Source organism: Flagellimonas olearia, assembly GCF_004150225.1.
GTDB lineage: Bacteria > Bacteroidota > Bacteroidia > Flavobacteriales > Flavobacteriaceae > Flagellimonas > Flagellimonas olearia.
Genome location: NZ_ML142910.1, coordinates 26,213 through 47,528, shown reverse-complemented (window position 1 = coordinate 47,528; position 21,316 = coordinate 26,213). Strand labels below are relative to the sequence as shown.

The 21,316-nt window shown below is 43.7% G+C and carries 23 protein-coding genes; 22 read left to right on the top strand and 1 reads right to left on the bottom strand.

What is annotated here, in order from left to right; all coding sequences use genetic code 11:
* The first annotated feature begins 11 nt into the window (after positions 1–11).
* The 22 genes from lpxD (at position 12) to DN53_RS10680 (ending at position 20,735) form a co-directional block, all read left to right on the top strand.
* Complete coding sequence (gene lpxD, locus DN53_RS10785; protein WP_129654300.1) at positions 12–1,046, top strand: UDP-3-O-(3-hydroxymyristoyl)glucosamine N-acyltransferase; 1,035 nt, start codon at positions 12–14, stop codon at positions 1,044–1,046.
* Positions 1,030–2,442: a bifunctional UDP-3-O-[3-hydroxymyristoyl] N-acetylglucosamine deacetylase/3-hydroxyacyl-ACP dehydratase gene (locus DN53_RS10780; RefSeq protein WP_129654299.1), complete on the top strand. Its 1,413-nt coding sequence runs from the start codon at positions 1,030–1,032 to the stop codon at positions 2,440–2,442. Before lpxD ends, DN53_RS10780 begins: the two co-directional genes overlap by 17 nt.
* Entirely contained in the window at positions 2,443–3,228 is a 786-nt protein-coding gene (lpxA, locus tag DN53_RS10775) for an acyl-ACP--UDP-N-acetylglucosamine O-acyltransferase (protein ID WP_129654298.1), read from the top strand.
* A gap of 4 nt (positions 3,229–3,232) precedes the next feature.
* Positions 3,233–3,799, top strand: coding sequence for an elongation factor P (gene efp, locus DN53_RS10770; protein ID WP_129654297.1), 567 nt, complete (start codon positions 3,233–3,235; stop codon positions 3,797–3,799).
* 6 nt (positions 3,800–3,805) lie between these two features.
* Complete coding sequence (locus tag DN53_RS10765; protein ID WP_129654296.1) at positions 3,806–4,741, top strand: UDP-3-O-(3-hydroxymyristoyl)glucosamine N-acyltransferase; 936 nt, start codon at positions 3,806–3,808, stop codon at positions 4,739–4,741.
* 59 nt (positions 4,742–4,800) lie between these two features.
* Entirely contained in the window at positions 4,801–5,673 is an 873-nt protein-coding gene (gene sucD / locus DN53_RS10760) for a succinate--CoA ligase subunit alpha (RefSeq protein ID WP_116218822.1), read from the top strand.
* A gap of 109 nt (positions 5,674–5,782) precedes the next feature.
* Positions 5,783–6,532, top strand: a complete 750-nt coding sequence (gene fabG, locus DN53_RS10755; protein WP_129654295.1) for a 3-oxoacyl-[acyl-carrier-protein] reductase — start codon at positions 5,783–5,785, stop codon at positions 6,530–6,532.
* Positions 6,533–6,537: 5 nt separating this feature from the next.
* Positions 6,538–8,571, top strand: a complete 2,034-nt coding sequence (locus DN53_RS10750; RefSeq protein WP_129654294.1) for a vWA domain-containing protein — start codon at positions 6,538–6,540, stop codon at positions 8,569–8,571.
* Between the two features lie 13 nt (positions 8,572–8,584).
* Complete coding sequence (locus DN53_RS10745) at positions 8,585–9,400, top strand: prohibitin family protein (RefSeq protein WP_129654293.1); 816 nt, start codon at positions 8,585–8,587, stop codon at positions 9,398–9,400.
* 202 nt (positions 9,401–9,602) lie between these two features.
* Entirely contained in the window at positions 9,603–10,460 is an 858-nt protein-coding gene (hisG, locus tag DN53_RS10740) for an ATP phosphoribosyltransferase (protein ID WP_129654292.1), read from the top strand.
* Positions 10,460–11,743 carry a histidinol dehydrogenase gene (gene hisD, locus DN53_RS10735; protein WP_129654291.1) on the top strand — a complete coding sequence of 428 codons (1,284 nt, stop codon included), beginning with the start codon at positions 10,460–10,462 and terminating at the stop codon, positions 11,741–11,743. Before hisG ends, hisD begins: the two co-directional genes overlap by 1 nt.
* 23 nt (positions 11,744–11,766) lie before the next feature.
* Positions 11,767–12,789 (top strand): histidinol-phosphate transaminase, encoded by a 1,023-nt coding sequence (gene hisC, locus DN53_RS10730; RefSeq protein ID WP_207211117.1) that lies wholly within the window; start codon positions 11,767–11,769, stop codon positions 12,787–12,789.
* The gene (gene hisB / locus DN53_RS10725; protein WP_129654289.1) at positions 12,789–13,925 is read left to right on the top strand and encodes a bifunctional histidinol-phosphatase/imidazoleglycerol-phosphate dehydratase HisB; all 1,137 of its coding nucleotides are present in this window, start codon (positions 12,789–12,791) and stop codon (positions 13,923–13,925) included. Before hisC ends, hisB begins: the two co-directional genes overlap by 1 nt.
* Positions 13,926–14,008: 83 nt before the next feature.
* The gene (gene hisH / locus DN53_RS10720) at positions 14,009–14,593 is read left to right on the top strand and encodes an imidazole glycerol phosphate synthase subunit HisH (protein WP_129654288.1); all 585 of its coding nucleotides are present in this window, start codon (positions 14,009–14,011) and stop codon (positions 14,591–14,593) included.
* 2 nt (positions 14,594–14,595) lie between these two features.
* Positions 14,596–15,018: a GNAT family N-acetyltransferase gene (locus DN53_RS10715; RefSeq protein ID WP_129654287.1), complete on the top strand. Its 423-nt coding sequence runs from the start codon at positions 14,596–14,598 to the stop codon at positions 15,016–15,018.
* Positions 15,015–15,794 (top strand): 1-(5-phosphoribosyl)-5-[(5-phosphoribosylamino)methylideneamino]imidazole-4-carboxamide isomerase, encoded by a 780-nt coding sequence (locus DN53_RS10710; RefSeq protein WP_129654286.1) that lies wholly within the window; start codon positions 15,015–15,017, stop codon positions 15,792–15,794. The genes DN53_RS10715 and DN53_RS10710 overlap by 4 nt, the downstream gene beginning before the upstream one ends.
* Positions 15,787–16,302 (top strand): DinB family protein, encoded by a 516-nt coding sequence (locus DN53_RS10705; RefSeq protein ID WP_129654285.1) that lies wholly within the window; start codon positions 15,787–15,789, stop codon positions 16,300–16,302. Before DN53_RS10710 ends, DN53_RS10705 begins: the two co-directional genes overlap by 8 nt.
* A 44-nt stretch (positions 16,303–16,346) precedes the next feature.
* Positions 16,347–16,559 (top strand): GIY-YIG nuclease family protein, encoded by a 213-nt coding sequence (locus tag DN53_RS10700; RefSeq protein ID WP_129654284.1) that lies wholly within the window; start codon positions 16,347–16,349, stop codon positions 16,557–16,559.
* Positions 16,560–16,668: 109 nt separating this feature from the next.
* Positions 16,669–17,424, top strand: a complete 756-nt coding sequence (gene hisF, locus DN53_RS10695; RefSeq protein ID WP_129654283.1) for an imidazole glycerol phosphate synthase subunit HisF — start codon at positions 16,669–16,671, stop codon at positions 17,422–17,424.
* A gap of 3 nt (positions 17,425–17,427) precedes the next feature.
* Complete coding sequence (gene hisIE / locus DN53_RS10690) at positions 17,428–18,027, top strand: bifunctional phosphoribosyl-AMP cyclohydrolase/phosphoribosyl-ATP diphosphatase HisIE (protein ID WP_129654282.1); 600 nt, start codon at positions 17,428–17,430, stop codon at positions 18,025–18,027.
* 63 nt (positions 18,028–18,090) lie between these two features.
* Positions 18,091–19,257 carry a vWA domain-containing protein gene (locus DN53_RS10685; RefSeq protein ID WP_129654281.1) on the top strand — a complete coding sequence of 389 codons (1,167 nt, stop codon included), beginning with the start codon at positions 18,091–18,093 and terminating at the stop codon, positions 19,255–19,257.
* An 8-nt stretch (positions 19,258–19,265) separates the two neighbouring features.
* Positions 19,266–20,735, top strand: a complete 1,470-nt coding sequence (locus DN53_RS10680) for a MoxR family ATPase (protein WP_129654280.1) — start codon at positions 19,266–19,268, stop codon at positions 20,733–20,735.
* An 8-nt stretch (positions 20,736–20,743) separates the two neighbouring features.
* Here the strand turns inward: DN53_RS10680 and DN53_RS10675 are convergent, their stop codons facing one another.
* Positions 20,744–21,226 carry a hypothetical protein gene (locus tag DN53_RS10675; RefSeq protein ID WP_242502119.1) on the bottom strand — a complete coding sequence of 161 codons (483 nt, stop codon included), beginning with the start codon at positions 21,224–21,226 and terminating at the stop codon, positions 20,744–20,746.
* Positions 21,227–21,316: the final 90 nt, after the last annotated feature.

Sequence of the window (21,316 nt, the reverse complement as noted above, 5' to 3'; positions counted from 1 at the left end):
CTTTTGCACAAATGAAATTTACAGCTACCCAAATTGCCGGAATCTTAGAGGGGGAAGTTGAGGGAAATCCTCAAATCGCTGTACATAAATTATCCAAAATTGAAGAGGGCGAAAAAGGCTCCTTGACTTTTTTGGCGAATCCAAAGTATACCTCTTATATCTACTCCACAAAGGCATCCATAACCATTGTGAACAAGGATTTCATTCCAGAACAGTCCCTGTCCACCACATTGATAAAAGTAGAGGACGCCTACAAATCTTTTTCCAAGTTATTGGAATACTACAACCAAGTAAAGAACAATAAAGTGGGCGTGGAAAGCCCATCCTTTATTTCCGAAAGTTCCCGTTATGGGGAAGGATTTTATTTAGGAGCCTTTTCCTATCTGGGCGAAAATGTCAAGATTGGGGACAATGTAAAGGTCTACCCCAATGTATATATAGGAGATAATGTCACTATTGGTGACAACGTAATGATCTTTGCAGGTGCCAAAATATATTCCGAATCCATTATAGGTAACCATTGCACCATACATAGTGGTGTAATCATCGGTGCTGATGGTTTTGGATTTACCCCAAATGCCAACGGCGAGTATAGCAAAGTGCCACAGACCGGAAACGTTATCTTGGAAGATAATGTGGATGTAGGGGCAGGCACCACAATAGATCGGGCCACACTTGGATCTACCATTTTACGAAAAGGGGTAAAGTTGGACAACCAAATCCAGATTGCCCATAATGTTGAAATTGGTGAGCATACCGCCATTGCCGCACAAACGGGTATAGCAGGGTCTACTAAAATTGGAAAGCACTGCCTTATTGGTGGCCAAGTAGGCATCGTGGGGCATATTACCATAGGGGATAGGGTCAAGATACAAGCACAATCAGGGATTGGACGAAACGTGAAAGATGATGAAGTGCTGCAAGGATCACCCGCACTGAACTACGGCGACTTCAATAAATCATACGTACACTTCAAGAATTTACCAAAACTGGTGAATCAAATCTCCAACATAGAAAAAAAAGTTGAAGGTGAGCAAGACAAGTAATAAGCAACGCACCATTGAAAAGAAAGTAACCCTTGAGGGAGTGGGACTCCACACGGGGGAACATGTGACCATGAGCTTTTTACCTGCAAAGGAAAACCATGGTTTTGCATTCAAACGGGTAGATCTTGAGGGAGAACCCATTATTGAGGCCGATGCCAACTATGTGGTAAATACCCAAAGAGGCACCAATTTGGAAAAGAATGGCGTGAAAATCCAAACCTCGGAGCATGTTCTTGCTGCCCTGGTTGGGTTGGACATTGATAATGTGATGATCGAGTTGAATGCCCCAGAACCGCCTATCATGGATGGTTCTTCCAAGTTTTTTGTGAAAGCATTGGAAGAAGCTGGCATTGTGGAGCAGGATCAGGAGCGGGAGGAATACGTAGTAAAGGACGTTATTTCCTATAAAGATGAAGCTACTGGCAGTGAGATAACCGTAATCCCATCGGACCACTATCAGATTACCACCATGGTGGATTTTGGCACTAAAGTTTTGGGTACTCAAAATGCCACCTTGGAACATATTTCTGACTTTAAGGAGCAGATTGCCTCTGCCCGTACCTTTAGTTTCCTTCATGAACTGGAAATGCTGTTGGAACATGGCCTGATCAAAGGAGGAGACCTTAACAATGCCATTGTTTATGTGGACAAGGAAATTTCCGAGTCCACCATGAAAAAGTTGGAACAAGCTTTCAACAAAGAAAAACTATCGGTAAAACCCAATGGGATCTTGGACAATTTGACTTTACATTATCCCAATGAGGCCGCACGACATAAATTATTGGATGTAGTTGGGGATTTGGCTTTGGCCGGAACGCGGATTAGAGGAAAGGTCATTGCCAATAAGCCGGGCCATTTTGTGAACACCCAGTTTGCCAAAAAACTATCCAAAATCATCAAGATAGAGAAAAGGAACAAGGTTCCCACCTATGATTTGAACCAGACTCCTTTAATGGATGTGACCAAGATCATGGGGATGTTACCCCACCGTCCGCCCTTTTTGTTGGTGGATAAGATTCTGGAACTTTCCGACACCCATGTGGTAGGTGTAAAGAACGTGACCATGAACGAACCGTTCTTTGTGGGACACTTTCCTGGCGCACCGGTTATGCCCGGCGTACTTCAGGTAGAGGCCATGGCACAAACAGGAGGTATCCTGGTATTGAGCACTGTTCCGGACCCGGAAAACTATTTGACGTTCTTTATGAAAATAGACAACGTGAAGTTTAAACAACAGGTGGTACCCGGAGACACCTTAATCTTTAAATGCGATTTGATTTCTCCCATTCGCCGTGGCATTTGTCACATGCAGGCTTATGCCTATGCCAACGGCAGGTTGGTTTCGGAAGCCGAGCTTATGGCACAGATCGTTAAAACCAAAAACGCTGACGAATAGATGAACCAACCCTTAGCATATGTGCACCCAGGTGCCAAGATTGCCAAAAACGTGGTCATAGAGCCCTTCACCACCATTCACAATAATGTAACCATTGGTGAAGGCACTTGGATTGGCTCAAATGTAACTATCATGGAAGGGGCCCGTATTGGAAAAAACTGCAATATTTTTCCTGGGGCCATTATCTCCGCCATGCCCCAAGATTTAAAATATCAGGGGGAAGACACCACGGTCCATATTGGGGACAATACCACCATTAGGGAATGTGCCACTATCAACAAAGGGACCTCGGACCGTATGAAAACGGTTATCGGGAACAACTGCTTGATCATGGCTTATTGCCACGTAGCACACGATTGTGTTGTGGGCGATGGATGTATCTTCAGCAATAACTCCACTTTGGCCGGACACGTGACCATTGGTCAGAATGTAGTTTTGGCTGGAATGGTAGCCGTACACCAGTTTGTATCCATTGGAAACCATGCATTTGTGACAGGTGGTTCATTGGTACGAAAAGATGTACCACCCTTTGTGAAAGCGGCAAGGGAACCCTTGTCCTATGTAGGTATCAACTCCATAGGGCTTCGCAGAAGAGGGTTTGAAGCTGAAAAAATCAGGGAGATACAGAATATCTACAGAATATTATATCAAAAAAATTATAACAATTCCCAAGCGGCATCCATTATTGAAGCTGAAATGGAGGCAACTCCAGAACGTGATGAGATCCTTCAATTTATCAGGGATTCGCAACGCGGAATCATGAAAGGCTATTTTAGTTCAAATTAATCCTATGGCAAGTACTTCAGATATACGAAAAGGGTTGTGCATCCGATACAACCACGACATTTTTAAGATCATTGAATTCCTTCATGTAAAACCCGGAAAAGGCCCTGCCTTTGTCCGAACCAAATTAAAAAGTGTCACTACGGGAAAAGTAATAGACAATACCTTCTCCGCTGGGCATAAGATTGAAGATGTTAGGGTAGAGACCCGATCGTATCAATATCTTTATCCGGAAGGGGACACGTTCCACTTCATGAACACGGATGATTACAACCAGATTTCCCTGCAAAAAGACGCATTGGATGCTCCTGAGCTACTAAAAGAAGGTGAGGTAGTTACCATTATTTTCAACACCGAGGACAACATGCCACTTTCAGTGGAAATGCCCGCCAGTGTTATTTTGGAAGTAACCCATACCGAACCTGGGGTTAAGGGAAATACAGCCACCAACGCCACCAAACCGGCCACTGTGGAAACCGGTGCCCGTATCAATGTTCCTCTTTTTATCAATGAAGGCGACAAAATCAAAATCGATACGGAAAAAGGGGCCTACATGGAACGTGCTAAAGAATAACAAGCCATGAAATTCCCTAGGGCGTATACCTTAAAAGAAATTTCGGAGCTCATTGACTCGGAATTTGTGGGAGGGGAAACCTTTCCCATTTTTGGAATGAATGAAATCCATGTCGTGGAGGAAGGGGATATCGTATTTGTGGATCATCCCAAGTACTATGACAAAGCCCTTGAGTCCAAGGCATCCGTGGTACTCATCAATAAGGATGTGGAGTGCCCGGAAGGAAAAGCACTGTTGATTTCTGATGACCCTTTTAGGGATTTCAACAAGCTGACGAAGTTTTTCAGACCCTTCCAGAGTGCCAATACTTCCATAGCCGAAACAGCCGAAATAGGTGAGGGAACCATCATACAACCCAATGTTTTTATTGGCAACCATGTAAGAATTGGAAAACACTGTACCATCCATCCCAATGTGACCATTTATGACCATTGTGTTATTGGTGACCATGTTACCATACATTCCGGTACCGTGTTGGGTTCAGATGCCTTTTACTACAAGAATAGACCCGAAGGACTGGACAAATTGATATCTGGAGGTAGGGTAGTCGTTGAAGACCACGTAGATATTGGAGCAGCTTGTACCATTGATCGTGGGGTTACGGGAGACACCCTTATCAAAACAGGATCAAAACTGGACAATCAAATCCAAATTGGCCACGATACCGTGATTGGAAAAAAATGCATGATTGCTTCCCAAGTGGGCATCGCAGGATGCGTGGTAGTGGAAGACGAAGTTATCATGTGGGGGCAGGTAGGAGTGACCAGTGCAGCAACCATAGGAAAAAAGGCAATTATTTTGGCCCAAACAGGGGTTGCCAAATCCTTGGAAGGTGGTAAGACCTATTTTGGAAGCCCGGCAGAGGAAGCCCGTGATAAACTGAAGCAAATGGCTTTGGTAAAGAAAATCCCGGAAATCCTCGAAAAATTGAAAAAGATTTAATAAAACAATAGACAAAACGCATAGCATAGCCTATTTTTACACCTAATTAAGTTTAACATATGAGCGTCTTAGTAAACAAAGATTCAAAAATAATTGTACAAGGTTTTACCGGTAGCGAAGGAACATTCCACGCCGGACAAATGATTGAATACGGTACCAATGTAGTAGGAGGTGTGACCCCCGGAAAAGGTGGGCAGGAACACTTGGGAAAACCAGTTTTCAATACCGTTTTGGAAGCGGTTGAAAAAGTAGGTGCCGACACTACCATCATTTTTGTACCACCCGCCTTTGCTGCAGATGCCATTATGGAAGCCGCTGATGCCGGCATCAAGGTCATCATTACCATTACAGAAGGTATTCCTGTGGCCGATATGGTCAAGGCAAACGACTACATCAAGAATTTTGATTGTACTTTGATAGGCCCTAACTGTCCAGGTGTCATTACTCCCGGAGAGGCCAAAGTAGGTATCATGCCCGGTTTTGTATTCAAAAAAGGAAAAGTAGGGATTGTTTCCAAATCCGGAACACTTACCTATGAAGCTGCTGACCAAGTGGTACGTCAAGGATTGGGAATCACTACTGCCATTGGTATTGGTGGAGACCCCATCATTGGAACAACTACAAAAAAGGCAGTGGAACTATTGATCAATGATCCAGAAACCGAGTGTGTGGTCATGATTGGTGAGATTGGCGGACAATTGGAAGCCGAAGCGGCCAGGTGGTATAAAGAAAGTGGAAGCAAAAAGCCCATTATTGGGTTTATTGCCGGTGAAACGGCTCCTGCCGGACGTACCATGGGACACGCCGGTGCCATTGTAGGTGGTAGCGACGATACGGCCCAAGCCAAGAAAAGAATCATGCGCGAATGTGGCATCCACGTAGTGGATTCCCCAGCAGAAATTGGCGTAAAAGTAAAAGAAGTGGTTGGCTAAAACCAACCGTTAAAACTATTCTAAATCCCGTTTAAAGCGGGATTTTTTTTCGGCAAAACATAAAACAACAACTATATTTGGTTGATAACCATTCAAACACTATCAGCATATGAAACTTTTGGAAGGAAAAAACGTAATCATTACCGGGGCAAGCAGGGGAATTGGAAAAGGGATAGCCCAAATATTTGGACAACATGGTGCCAATGTGGCATTTACCTATAGCTCCAGTGAAGCTCCAGCTCTGGAATTGCAAAAAGAACTGGAAGACATGGGCGTAAAGGCCAAGGCTTACAAAAGCAATGCGGCCAGTTATGAGGATTCAGAAGCTTTGGTGGCCCAAGTCTTGGAAGATTTTGATGGAAGAATCGATGTATTGATCAACAATGCCGGAATCACCAAGGACAATTTATTGATGCGGATGGGAGAGGATGATTTTGATGCTGTGGTGGAAATCAACCTAAAATCCGTGTTCAACATGACCAAAGCGGTACAGCGCACCATGTTGAAACAACGAAAAGGTTCCATCATCAACATGAGCAGTGTGGTAGGAATCAAAGGAAATGCAGGACAGGCCAACTATGCCGCCTCAAAAGCTGGTATGATTGGATTCACAAAGTCCATAGCACTGGAATTGGGTTCACGGAATATCCGTTGCAATGCCATTGCACCAGGTTTCATTGAAACTGAAATGACCGATAAGTTGGATGAGAAAACCGTTCAGGGTTGGCGAGACGCCATTCCGTTGAAACGGGGAGGAAAACCTGAGGATGTGGCCAATGCCTGTCTATTTTTGGCCTCTGACCTTTCAGATTATGTTACCGGACAAGTGTTGAGCGTGGACGGTGGCATGCTAACATAAAATGCATGGAATTTAGCACGGTACTCCTTATTGTTCTTGCAGCGGTTGCCGCGCTATCCATGGTCCTTTATCAATACTTTTATAGAACCCCCAAAAAGGGTTCCTTGACAATAATACTGGCCACATTACGATTTTTCACCTTGTTCTGTGGCCTTTTGTTGTTGATCAATCCCAAGTTTATCAATAGGGACTATTTTTTGGAAAAGGCCAATCTCATACTGTTGGTAGACGATTCTTCATCCATTCAAGAGACCCAGTCCAAAAGCTCTATTTCAGAAATAACCCGGCGTCTCATGGAGAATCCTTCTCTTCAAGAACGCTTTTCCATTCATACCTATGCTTTTGGAAAAGATATCCGCCCCATGGACTCCCTTGGGTTCAATAAAAGAAACACCGATATTTCCAATGCGCTTTCCACGGTGGATGAGATTTTTGTGAACGGTACCAACGCTGTGGTTCTTTTATCGGACGGCAACCAAACTTTGGGTAGGGATTACGAGTATCTCAACTTGGGAAGCAATCTTTCCATAAATCCAGTTGTGGTAGGTGACACCACGAATTATGAGGATATTTCCATTGGCCTCATCAACACCAATACCTATGCATTTTTAAAGAATAGGTTTCCTGTGGAGGCCACTGTTCTGTACAACGGCCAGCAATCCGTTTCCAAGGACGTCACCATAGCCTTGGATGGCAAAGTGGTCCATAGGGAGCGGGTGGAACTCAATCAAACCCAAAACAGCCAGACCCTACATACCTTGGTTGAGGCCCAAAGCGTAGGCATGAAAACCATTGGCATTGAGGTGGAAACATTAGCCAACGAACGTAGTACCACTAACAATAGAAAGGAAACTGCCATTGAGGTCATTGATGAAAGAACCAATGTGGTAATAATTTCCGATATGCTCCATCCGGATATGGGGGCGTTAAAAAAAGCAATTGAATCCAATGAACAGCGTACCGTATCCATACATCCCCCAACCGTTTCCAACAACGTTTTGGAAGAGGCAGACTTGCTTATCCTGTACCAGCCCAACCGAAAGTTCAATGCTATATACGACCATATTTCAAAATCCGGTATAGGCGCCTTTACCATAACAGGCACCAAAACGGATTGGAATTTCCTGAACAGGGTGCAACAAAGTTTTCAGAAAGAGAACAATAATCAATCTGAAGATATTTTAGCCGTTCGCAACGCTACATTCCAGACTTTTGGTCTGGATGATTTCAATGTCAATGGATTTCCGCCATTAGAAGGTTATCTCGGGAATGTTGAATTGAAGAAAAGCGGGGAAATCATCCTCTACCAGCAGATTCGCGGTGTGGATTTGGGAAGTCCTCTATTTGCTGTTTTATCCGAAGGAAATCAAAAAGAAGCCGTTTTATTCGGGGAAAATCTCTGGAAATGGCGTGCCCAGACCTTCAGGAATGACCAAAGTTTCCAAAATTTTGATGCTTTTATAGGAAAGCTCATGGTGTATTTGAACAGTACAGGGCAACGAAATCGATTGGAACTCGACTACAACTTGGTCTTTGATAATGCCAGCTTGGCACAGATACGAGCCTCCTATTTCGATGAAAGTTATCAGTTTGACCCAAGTGCAAGCATAAACATCCAAGTAGAGGGGAAAGACAATGGTTTTACCCGTGAATCCCCCATGTTGTTGAAAGGCAATTTTTTTGAAGTGGATCTGGGTGATCTGGAAGCAGGGGAATACCAGTTCACAGTTACGGTAAAAGAAGCCAACCTAAAACAGTCTGGAAGCTTTAAAATTTTGGATTTTAACCCGGAAGATCAGTTCACTTCTTCCAATTATGGAAAATTGGGGCGATTGGCCGAGAAGACCGACGGGCACTTGTATTTCCCTAATAGTATTGACACCTTGTTCGAAGAACTGACCACTTCGCAACACTATGTCCCCACGCAAAAGAGCAAAGAGAATATTGTATCTTTAATAGATTTCCGTATCCTATTGGGATTGATGGTCCTTACCCTTGCTTTGGAGTGGTTCATCAGAAAGTACAACGGATTAATTTAAATGTTATAAAACCATGGATAGATTACCTAAGATTGCTTTACCGGCCTTAGCAGGCATTATTTTTCTGATCATATTTATTTCAAGATCTACAGTGACCATCGGTTCTGGGGAAGCCGGGGTTCTTTACAAATATTTTGGAGGAGGTGTGGTCACCGATGCTCCCCCCTTGGGCGAAGGATTCCACTTGGTTGCCCCTTGGAACAAAGTGTTTGTATATGAAGTTCGACAGCAAGAACAGCTTGAGAAAATGAACGTACTTTCCTCAAACGGTCTGGATATTAAACTCGAAGCCTCTGTTTGGTTCCAACCAAAATATGATGAGCTTGGTAAACTTCACCAAGAAAAAAGTGAACAATATATAGAACGAGTTTTGCTGCCGGCAATACGTTCTGCTGCCCGTAGCGTGGTAGGGCGATATACCCCGGAACAGTTGTATTCCAGCAAGCGGGATGCCATTCAACAGGAAATCTTTGAAGAAACCCAAAAAATTGTGGATGACCAATATATTCAATTGAATGAGGTTTTGGTACGTGATGTAACCCTGCCGCCTACTATCAAGGATGCTATCGAACGTAAGCTCAAGCAGGAACAAGAATCCTTGGAGTATGAATTTAGATTGGTCACTGCCCAAAAAGAAGCAGAAAAAGTTCGAATAGAAGCACAAGGAAAAGCTGATGCGAATAAGATTTTAAGTGCTTCCCTTACGGACAAGATATTGCAGGATAAAGGGATTGAAGCTACTTTAAAACTCGCCGAATCCCCCAATGCAAAAGTGGTAGTGGTAGGGTCTGGAGACGATGGTTTGCCCCTAATTTTGGGAAATAACTAAATAAGTCTTTTTTGATAAAAAAATATGTCCTACTTTTGATTCCATAATGAGAAACAAAAACGTACATCATCATTTTTACACTTGCTCTCAAGCGAGGTAGAGATGTATTGTTGTAATCAAAAATATATTCTAACCCGTTTGAGAAATCAAACGGGTTTTGTTTTTGTGCCCGTTTGGGTTGTCAAACACCAAAAAAAGAATAATGACAAAGATTAGGATTGCGGTTCAAAAAAGTGGCCGGTTAAATGAGGATTCCCTCGCAATTTTGAAGGATTGTGGTATTTCCATAGACAATGGAAAGGATCAGTTAAAAGCCACGGCCCGAAATTTCCCCTTGGAGGTGTTTTACCTTCGTAATGGGGATATTCCCCAGTACCTAAGGGATGGGGTAGTGGATATTGCCATCATTGGGGAAAATGTATTGGTGGAAAAAGGGCAGGACATTTCCGTGGTTGAAAAACTGAACTTTTCCAAATGCCGGGTCTCCTTGGCAGTTCCAAAGGGAGTAAAATACAACTCGGTAAAAGACTTGGAAGGAAAAAAAATAGCAACCTCGTATCCCAATACGGTAAATGGATATTTAAAATCCAAAGGCGTTACGGCAGATTTGCACATTATCAACGGTTCTGTGGAAATTGCCCCAAACATTGGATTGGCCGATGGTATCTGTGATATTGTTTCCAGTGGAAGTACCCTCTTCAAGAACAATTTAAAAGAGGTCGATGTGATCTTGACCAGTGAAGCCGTTTTGGCAGTATCGCCCACCATATCCGAAGAGCGCATGGAGATTTTGAAGAAAATCCAGTTTAGGATAAAGTCGGTGTTACAAGCCCGCCAAAACAAATATGTATTGCTGAACGCACCCAATGACAAGCTGGATGAGATCATTTCGCTTTTGCCTGGAATGCGTAGTCCAACGGTGCTCCCGCTTGCCGAGGAGGGGTGGAGTTCCGTACATTCAGTGATTACGAGAGATACCTTTTGGGAAGTCATCGATGCCCTCAAACAAGCTGGGGCCGAAGGAATTTTAGTATGTCCTATTGAAAAAATGGTACTGTAGTGAAGCGAATAGATTTTCCAGAAAGAGAAAATTGGGAAGGAATCTTAAAAAGACCCACCCAAACGGTATCCGATATTGAGGGTACGGTCAATGCCATCTTTGAAGAGGTGAAATCCGGAGGGGATGCCGTTGTCAAAAAATATACGGAACGCTTTGATGGGGTTGCCTTGAACAACTTTAAAGTGACTTCAGATGAAATACAAAAGGCATCCGAATCCGTTTCCGAGGATTTACAGCAAGCCATAAGCCTGGCACAAAGCAATATTGAAAAATTCCATGCGGCACAACGTACGGAAAGGGTAGAAGTGGAAACCATGCCCGGGGTATCCTGCTGGCAGGAAAAGCGTCCCATCCAAAAAGTTGGATTGTACATTCCGGGGGGGTCCGCGCCACTTTTTTCCACTATTTTGATGTTGGCCATTCCAGCCAAACTGGCGGGTTGTACAGAAATTGTACTTTGTACACCCCCAGACAAAAAAGGGGAAATCAACCCTGCCATTCTATATACCGCACAACTTTGCGGGGTAACCCAAATCTATAAGGTAGGTGGTATACAGGCCATTGCGGGAATGACCTTTGGAACGGAATCCATCCCTAAAGTCTATAAAATCTTTGGCCCAGGAAACCAATTTGTTACCGTGGCCAAGCAACTGGCCACCAAATATGGTGTGGCGATTGATATGCCTGCCGGACCAAGTGAACTTTTGGTGGTGGCAGATGATACAGCCAATCCAGCTTTTGTAGCGTCTGATTTGTTGAGTCAGGCCGAACATGGAGCCGATAGTCAGGTAATTTTGGTATCAACCTCAGAGAGTTTGATCAATGCCGTAGAGAATGAAATAGAAGCACAACTCAAGGTGTTGCCAAGGGCCTCCATTGCTGAGAAAGCTATTGCCAACAGCAAACTGATTCAGGTAAAGAATGACCAACAAGCCTTGGGTCTAATCAATGAATATGGCCCCGAACACTTTATCGTCTGTGTGGAAAATGAGGGTTTTTACCTTGAAGGTATCCAAAATGCCGGTTCGGTATTTATTGGAAACTATACCCCGGAAAGTGCTGGGGACTATGCTTCGGGGACCAATCACACCCTGCCCACCAATGGGTATGCCAAGCAGTACAGCGGAGTGAACCTGGATAGTTTTATGAAAAGCATGACCTTTCAAAAAATATCCGAAGAAGGCATAGATAGAATTGGAAGTGCCATAGAACTCATGGCCGAAGCGGAAGGCCTTCAAGCACACAAAAATGCAGTGACCCTAAGATTAAAACGTTCCAAGTGAAAGCTGTATTCAACATAAAAAATATGGTTAGGGAATCCGTAGACCAATTGAAACCCTATTCCTCCGCACGGGATGAGTATGTTTCGGACGGTTCTGAAATGATTTTCTTGGATGCCAACGAGAATCCATTTGAAAATGGTGTCAATCGCTATCCCGATCCCTCCCAACGAAGCCTAAAATCACTCTTGGCCGAACAAAAAGGAGTTTCTGAGAGCAACATGCTTCTGGGAAATGGCAGTGATGAAGTCTTGGATCTTATTTTTAGGGCATTTTGTGAACCCAATCGGGACAATATCATCACCTTGCCACCCACGTATGGCATGTACAAGGTTCTGGCAGGCATCAACGCGGTGGAGAACCGGGAAGTATTGCTGACGCCGGATTTTGAACCCAATGTTCCTGAAATCCTGAAAGCGGTGGATGACAAGACCAAACTGTTGTTCATTTGTTCCCCAAACAATCCCACGGGAAACACCTTTGCGGTGGATAAGGTGCAACAATTATTGGAATCTTTTCAAGGACTAGTGGTAATCGATGAAGCCTACATTGATTTTTCAGAAGAAGAGAGTTGGGTTGGCAAATTGACAGATTATCCCAATTTGATAGTGACCCAAACCCTTTCCAAAGCCTATGGTTTGGCGGGTATTAGACTGGGGATTTGTTATGCCTCGGAAGAAATTATTGCCATTTTAAACAAGATCAAACCACCCTATAATGTCAATCAGCTTACTCAGCAGCAAGCCTTGCAACGTTTGTTGAATCAAGATGCGGTTGCCACTGAAGTTGACCAGATATTGAGGGAACGGGCGTCATTGATTGAAGCCTTAAATACATTGGCTTTTGTACAGGAAATCTATCCCACCGATGCTAATTTTGTATTGGCCAAGGTGGATGATGCCAACAAGCGATATCAACAACTGTTGGAGCAAAAGGTAGTGGTGCGAAACAGAAGTACCCAACCCTTATGCGAAAATACCCTTCGGTTCACCGTTGGGACCCCAGAAGAGAACAAAACATTGATAGCCATTTTAAAACAACTACCATAATGGGCAAGAAAGTATTATTTATTGATCGTGACGGGACCATTATAAAGGAAACGGCAGACGAACAGATTGATGCATTTGAGAAGATGATTTTTTATCCCAAGGCGTTCACGTTTCTGGGGAAAATTGCCAAGGAATTGGATTATGAATTGGTCATGATCACCAACCAAGATGGTTTGGGTACGGATATTTTTCCAGAAGATACCTTTTGGCCGGTGCACAATTTTATCATGAAATCTTTTGAGAATGAAGGGGTGTTTTTTGACCAAGTGTTCATAGATCGTACCTTTCCCAAGGACAATGCCAACACCCGCAAACCCGGAACTGGCATGTTGACCTCATATTTTTCCGATGCATATGATTTGGGGAATTCCTTTGTGATCGGAGATCGATTGACCGATGTGGAATTGGCCAAAAACTTGGGTGCGAAGGGAATCTTCATCAATGACGATACCCATTTGGGAACAGGCGAGATTACGGTAAAGCGGGAAGAGCTGGACGAGTATATCGCCTTGGAGAGCAATGACTGGGAGAAAATCTATGAGTTTTTAAAACTCGAGAACCGTATTGGTGAAATTTCAAGAAAGACCAACGAAACGGATATCCAAATCAAATTGAACCTGGATGGAACTGGAAAAAGTGACATCCAAACCGGATTGGCCTTCTTTGATCATATGTTAGACCAATTGGCCCGGCACGGACAAATGGATTTGGACATCAAAGTAGATGGCGATTTGGAAGTGGACGAGCACCATACCATTGAGGATACAGCCATTGCTTTGGGGGAAGTTTTTTCAAAAGCCTTGGGCAATAAATTGGGCATAGAACGCTACGGTTTTTGCTTGCCCATGGACGATTGCTTGGCGCAGGTGGCCATAGATTTCGGCGGAAGGAATTGGCTGGTGTGGGATGCTGAGTTCAAAAGGGAAAAAGTAGGGGATATGCCTACCGAAATGTTCCTGCATTTCTTTAAATCCTTCACAGATGGAGCCAAGGCCAATTTGAACATCAAAGCCGAAGGTGACAATGAACACCACAAAATAGAGGCTATTTTCAAAGCTTTTGCCAAGTCCATTAAAATGGCCGTGAAGCGGGATGCAGAGAAGATGGTATTGCCCTCAACCAAGGGCATATTATAAACTAGGTCATTTCGAAGGAGTTTATGACTGAGAAATCTAGATTTCTCACCACGTTCGAAATGACAACATACACATTACTATAAATGAAGTTGGTGATAATCGATTACGGCGCAGGAAACATCCAAAGCATCAAGTTTGCCATACAACGCTTGGGGTTTGAAGCGGTCTTGAGCCATGATGCCGAAGAAATCCGGCAAGCGGACAAAGTTATTTTTCCCGGTGTGGGAGAGGCCAGTTCGGCGATGGCAAAGCTTCGGGACACTGGTTTGGACAAACTCATTCCCACGTTGAAGCAACCTGTTTTGGGCATTTGTCTTGGTATGCAACTCATGTGCAGCTCTTCGGAGGAAGGGAATACAACCGGTCTGGGCATTTTTGATTTGGACGTGGTTAAGTTTCCCAATAGCGTAAAAGTTCCCCAAATTGGGTGGAACCAGATTACAGAACTCCAATCCGATTTGTTCAAGGGAGTCCCTGAAAGGTCATATATCTACCTAGTGCATAGTTTTTATGCCCCAAAGGGTGAGGACACCATTGCAGAATCCGATTATGCATTGCCCTATAGTGCTGCATTGCAGAAAGATAATTTTTACGGGGTTCAATTCCACCCTGAGAAAAGTAGCGAGGTGGGCAGTACCATTTTGGAGAACTTTTTAACGGTGATTTGATCATGGAGTACTATATCTCATCGGACAAGGATAAATTGGATGTTCCCAAAATCCACCAAGAGGTGAAATCTACCTATTGGGGTGGCTATAGGACACCGGAAATAACTCAAAAGACCATTGATGCATGTTTGTGTTTCGGGGTATATTCCCATGAGGGTGAACAAGTGGGTTTTGCCCGTGTATTGACCGATAAAGTGGTTTTTGCCTACCTTATGGATGTCATCATTTTTGAACCACATAAAGGAAAAGGATTGGGTAAAAAGTTGGTAGCTACTATTCTGGAGCATCCAGATATCAAAGCGGTTCACACCGTTGGATTGAAGACCATGGATGCCCACGGACTTTATGAACCATTGGGATTTAAAAAGATAGGGGATTCCGCCATGTGGATGGCCATGGACAACGCTAAATATGATTACGAATGAGACTGATTCCAGCTATAGATATTATTGAAGGGAAATGTGTCCGTCTTTCCAAAGGCGACTACAATACCAAGAAAATTTACAATGAAGACCCCGTGGAAGTGGCCAAGGAATTCGAGGCCCATGGGATTCAAAACCTCCATTTGGTGGATTTGGATGGGGCGAAATCCAAGCATATCGTCAACCACAATGTATTGGAAAGCATTGCTTCCAAAACCAGCTTAAAGATTGACTTTGGGGGTGGTCTAAAAACCGATGAAGACCTTCACATCGCTTTTGAAAGTGGTGCCCATCAAATAACAGGAGGGAGCATTGCCGTTAAGAATTCGGACGTTTTTTTAGGTTGGTTGGAGAATTATGGTCCCAATAAAATCATTCTTGGAGCTGATGCCCAAGATGAAAAAGTGGCGGTTTCGGGCTGGCAGGAGGAATCCGATCAAGAATTGGTTCCTTTTATCCAGTCTTACCAAAAGCAGGGAATCCTATATGTGATCTGCACTGATATTGGCAAGGATGGCATGTTGGAAGGGCCTTCTTTCGAACTGTATAAAAAAATCATCTCCAAGACCATGAAACATGAAACCATGATTACAGGAAGTGGTGTAGAGGACAAAGAGGTAATCGGCATCAACCTTATTGCCAGTGGTGGTATTTCAACTTTTGACGAACTGCCCAAACTAGCTGAAATGGGCTGCGAGGGCACCATTATTGGCAAGGCCATCTATGAAAACCGAATCAGTTTAAAGCAATTGGAAGCTTATATTCTTCAAAATGGATAAGGAAAGACAACTTCAGGAAGAACTCATCTGGAATGCGGGCTATCGCATGGACGAAAGCCTTCGAATGATCACAATCTGTCTGGACCAACTTCCGGAGTCCGATATCTGGAAGAAGCCCAATGCATCGGCCAACAGCATAGGAAATCTTATCTTGCACCTTTGTGGCAACATTACCCAATACGGGATTGCCTCCATCCAGAATTTGGAGGATACCCGTTCACGTGATGAGGAGTTTTCTGTTTCGTCCGGGTTTACCAAGGCCGAGCTTATACAAAAGCTCAGTGATACCATTGATGAGGCCAAGAGGGCCTTTTATGAAGCTCCCTTGGAAGAATTGTTGCGAAGGAGGGCCGTACAGGGATTCCAATTTTCGGGAGTGGGCAATATCATCCATGTGACGGAACATTTATCCTATCATACCGGACAGATTGCCCTATGGACCAAATTGTTGAAGGATACCGATTTGGGGTTCTATAAGAATGTAGACTTGAATATTAAAAATGAATAGCGAAATCAAAGGTCATTCCGAACTTGTTTCGGAATCGCATAGCAATGCAGCAAAGCTTTGTTTACATAATGACAAATAAATATAGAACCTCATTCTATATTGGGGTTACTTCTGATTTGTACAAAAGGGTGATTGAACATTCTAAAGGAATTGGCTCAAAGCATACTAAAAGATATAATCTTACCGATTTGGTTTATTTTGAAACTTTTTCGGATATAAATAATGCCATTGCCCGCGAAAAACAATTGAAGAATTGACATCGAGACTGGAAAATTAATTTAATAAAAAATCTAAATCCAAAGTTGAAAACATTGGAGATTACTTAAATAATAAGACCCTGAAACAAGTTCAGGGTGACAGATAATTATGCTTACAAAACGTATCATACCCTGTTTGGACATCAAGGACGGAAGAACCGTAAAAGGCGTCAATTTTGTGGACTTGCGTGATGCAGGGGACCCTGTGGAACTGGCGGCCATCTACGCCCAAGAAGGAGCCGATGAGTTGGTGTTCTTGGACATTTCAGCCACCGAGGAGAAACGAAAGACCTTGGCGGAGCTGGTGTACCACGTTGCCGAAACCATCAACATTCCCTTTACCGTAGGTGGGGGCATCTCATCTGTTGAGGATGTGGACATCCTTCTGAAAAATGGCGCTGACAAGGTCTCCATCAATTCCTCTGCTGTAAAACGACCTGAACTAATCAATGAACTGGTGGCCAAATTTGGTTCCCAATGTATTGTGGTGGCCATAGACGCCAAACAAATTGATGGACAGTGGAAAGTACACTTGGTTGGCGGTAAAGTCCCCACGGAAATGGACCTTTTTGAATGGGCCAAGGAAGTGGAACAACGAGGTGCGGGGGAAATCCTGTTTACCTCCATGGACCACGATGGTACTAAAAATGGCTTTGCCAATGAGGCCCTGGCCAAATTATCCGAGTTGGTGAACATTCCTATCATTGCTTCGGGTGGAGCCGGGACCATTCTGCACTTTGCGGATACGTTTAAAGATGGAAAAGCGGATGCCGCTTTGGCTGCCAGTGTTTTTCACTTTAAGGAAATTGAAATAAAGGATTTAAAAAACGAACTGAAGGAAGAAGGAATTCCTGTTAGAATTTAGGATATGAAAATAGATTTCACCAAAAGCCCCGACGGACTGATACCAGCCATCATACAAGACGCAATTACCAAGAATGTCCTGATGTTGGGCTATATGGACCAAGAGGCCTTTGATACCACCCAAAAGACCCAAAAGGTGACTTTTTTCAGCCGCAGCAAGCAACGCTTATGGACCAAGGGGGAAGAAAGTGGTAATTTTTTGGAACTCGTCGATATAAAAAATGATTGCGACAACGATACCTTATTGGTATCCGTCAATCCGGTAGGGCCTACTTGCCACAAAGGAACCGATACCTGCTGGGCCGAGGAGAACACCCAAACCTATGGCTTTCTATCTACTTTGGAGCAAATCATTACCTCCAGAAAGAACGATCAGGAAAATCCGGATAGCTATGTGGCTTCCCTATTTCGAAAAGGCATCAACAAGATTGCCCAAAAGGTGGGTGAGGAAGCTGTGGAAACTGTGATCGAGGCCAAGGATAATGATGAAGAGTTGTTTTTGAATGAAAGTGCCGATTTGCTCTTCCACTATTTGATTCTGCTGCAGGCCAAGGGATATACTTTGGAAGATATTGTACAGACCCTTCAGAAACGGCACAGGTAAGTCATAGCGTTAAGTTTTCTTTAAACGCTGAGCCATTAGATCAAAATGCGTTAATTTTATGTAATGGCTATGAATACAAGAAAAGGGTTTCGTTTTACCACTTACGAAGCGCCGGACCAAACCCCGTTCGAAAAACTCTTTGAGATTTTTCAGGAACTCATTACACATACTTCGGGAGATGTGGAGGAAGCTTTGGACTGGCTCCGGGAGTTGGACAAGGAGTACGAACTTACCGATGACGACTATACCATTGATGATTTTATAGAGGACCTCAAGGCAAAGGGCTATATCCGAGAGGAATTTGATACGGATAACCCTGAAGGGGGACAAGGCGAGGAAGGTGATGAAGAAGGACCTAGAGGCGGTATCTTGTCCATCACTGCCAAATTGGAGCGTATGTTGCGCCAGCGGGCCTTGGACCAAATCTTCGGAAAACTCAAGCGTAGTGGTGCCGGGAACCATAGAACCGGAAAATCGGGAAGAGGCGATGAGCATACGGGAGAATTTCGGGAATATCGTTTTGGGGATGCCCTGGAACATATTTCCATGACCGAAAGTCTTAAAAATGCCCAAGTAAACCATGGACTGGACAGCTTCTCATTGAATGAGGATGACCTTGTAGTGGAAGACACCCAGCATAAGGCCCAGATGAGTACGGTCTTGATGATCGATATCAGCCATAGTATGATCCTCTACGGTGAAGACCGGATTACCCCGGCCAAGAAAGTGGCCATGGCCTTGGCGGAACTGATTACTACTCGATATCCAAAAGACACCTTGGATATTTTGGTATTTGGGAACGATGCTTGGCCCATTCCTATCAAGGATCTTCCCTACCTAAAGGTAGGACCTTACCATACGAATACCGTGGCTGGTCTGCAGTTGGCCATGGACATGCTCCGAAGAAAACGGAACACTAACAAACAGATTTTCATGATCACGGATGGAAAACCTTCCTGTCTAAGACTCCCCAATGGTGATTATTACAAAAACAGTGTTGGGCTGGATGATTATATTGTGGAAAAGTGCTATGCCATGGCACAGCAGGCCCGAAAGCTCCATATTCCCATCACCACATTCATGATTGCCCAAGACCCTTATTTGATGCAGTTTGTGAGGGAGTTTACCCAAGCCAACAGGGGCAAGGCGTTTTACACAGGTCTAAAAGGTCTGGGTGAAATGATTTTTGAGGACTACGAACAAAATCGGAAAAGACGAATCAAAGGATAACGATTTATATGAAATTAGATCATACCAAAATAAAGACCCTCGGGGAATTGAAAGCCGCTGGGTATCAGAGTAAGAGTATCAAAGATGAACTTCGAACCAACCTGTTGGGGAAAATTGCCAGAGGCGAGGAAACCTTTCAAGGGGTGTGGGGGTATGAAAACTCCGTGATCCCTGAATTGGAACGGGCCATATTGTCACGGCACAACATCAATCTATTGGGATTGCGCGGTCAGGCCAAAACCCGATTGGCCCGATTGATGGTGCAACTTTTGGACGAATGGATGCCTGTTGTGGCCGGTTCTGAAGTGCATGACGATCCTTTGCAGCCCATTTCCAGATATGCCACTGAACTCATCAAGGAAAAAGGAGATAAAACCCCAGTGGAATGGATTCACAGAGATGAGCGTTTCTATGAGAAGTTGGCTACTCCAGATGTTACTGTTGCGGACCTTATAGGTGATGTAGACCCCATAAAAGCGGCCAACCTCAAGCTTTCCTATGCGGATGATCGTGTAATCCATTTTGGAATGATTCCACGGGCCAACCGCTGTATTTTTGTAATCAATGAACTTCCAGATCTTCAAGCTAGGATTCAAGTGGCACTTTTCAATATCCTTCAAGAAGGGGATATCCAGATCAGGGGATTCAAGCTTCGACTTCCGTTAGACCTACAATTTGTTTTTACCGCCAATCCAGAGGATTATACCAATAGGGGCAGTATTGTTACCCCGCTAAAGGATAGGATAGGATCGCAGATTTTGACCCATTATCCGGAAACTATTGAAATCGCCAAAAAAATCACTCAGCAAGAAGCCCGTCTGGACCAACGACAATCCGAAGGAATCCATGTGCCCGATATCGCCATGGAAGTCCTGGAGCAAATCAGTTTTGAAGCGAGGAACAGTGAATATGTGGATGCCAAAAGTGGGGTAAGTGCCCGTATGAGCATTACCGCTTTTGAAAATTTGCTGAGTACCGCAGAACGTAGGGCCATAAAGTCCGGGAACGATAGGACCACAGTTCGTCTGAGTGATTTTATGGGAGTGATTCCTTCCATCACCGGGAAAATAGAACTGGTATACGAAGGTGAGCAGGAAGGGGCCGGCTTTGTGGCCGAAACCCTTGTGGAAGAAGCCATCAAATCCATATTCCCCCATTATTTTCCCAAGATTGACAAGCTACAGCGAAAAGATGCAGAAACAGAATATGATGAGCTTATCCATTGGTTTTTTGAAGGAGAAGGCTTTGACCTTTTGGATGAAGATACCGATGATGAGTATAGGTCCAAATTAGACTCTATTGCCCCATTGAAAACGCTTTTAAGGCAATATCAACCCGATATTTCAAAAGAAGACTCCTATTTTATAAAAGAGTTATTGCTCTGGGGCTTGGTGGCCCATAAAAAACTGAGCAAACACCGATTTGTCCAAGGGTACCAATTCAAGGATCTCTACGGAAGCTATATCCGGGGGCTATAGTCTATTGGCTATTGCCAGATGTTCAGGTTGTTATTGTAATCCTCAAAATTGTAGTGGCCTACATAGTTACGCCTATACCAAAACAGTGAAATCGTAAAAATGGGAAGCAAACTATACAGTACGAGCATGAGTAGGGCCATAGGTTTAAAGGTGGGTGGAATCACATGCCCAACAAGTTCTGGAAAAGAAGTCAGTGTCAGGACACTATCATATATCTTGAAGATATAAACAACCATGATGGCATAAAGCGCGTACTCTATGTTCCGCATCTTTGGATCGGGCAGTTCATCTTCCTTGATTTTGAACCAAATTACATAGAGGTATAGAAAATGTACTGTACTCAACAACGGGAAAATATAATTGTCAGGTTTCAGAAAATAGAATCTGTTGGTATAAACTCCGTAGAAGTTTAGGATGTTCAAAGCCAACAATATCACTAAGGTGATTAGGATATTGGTTTTCCAGGGTAAAATTTTGCTTACGTATTTCATAGGTCTTTTGAGATTGGGACACTCATTATGGTAACAAATAACGTGCATCCAAAACCAATATTTTAAACAAATCGATGAACCGTAAGCAAT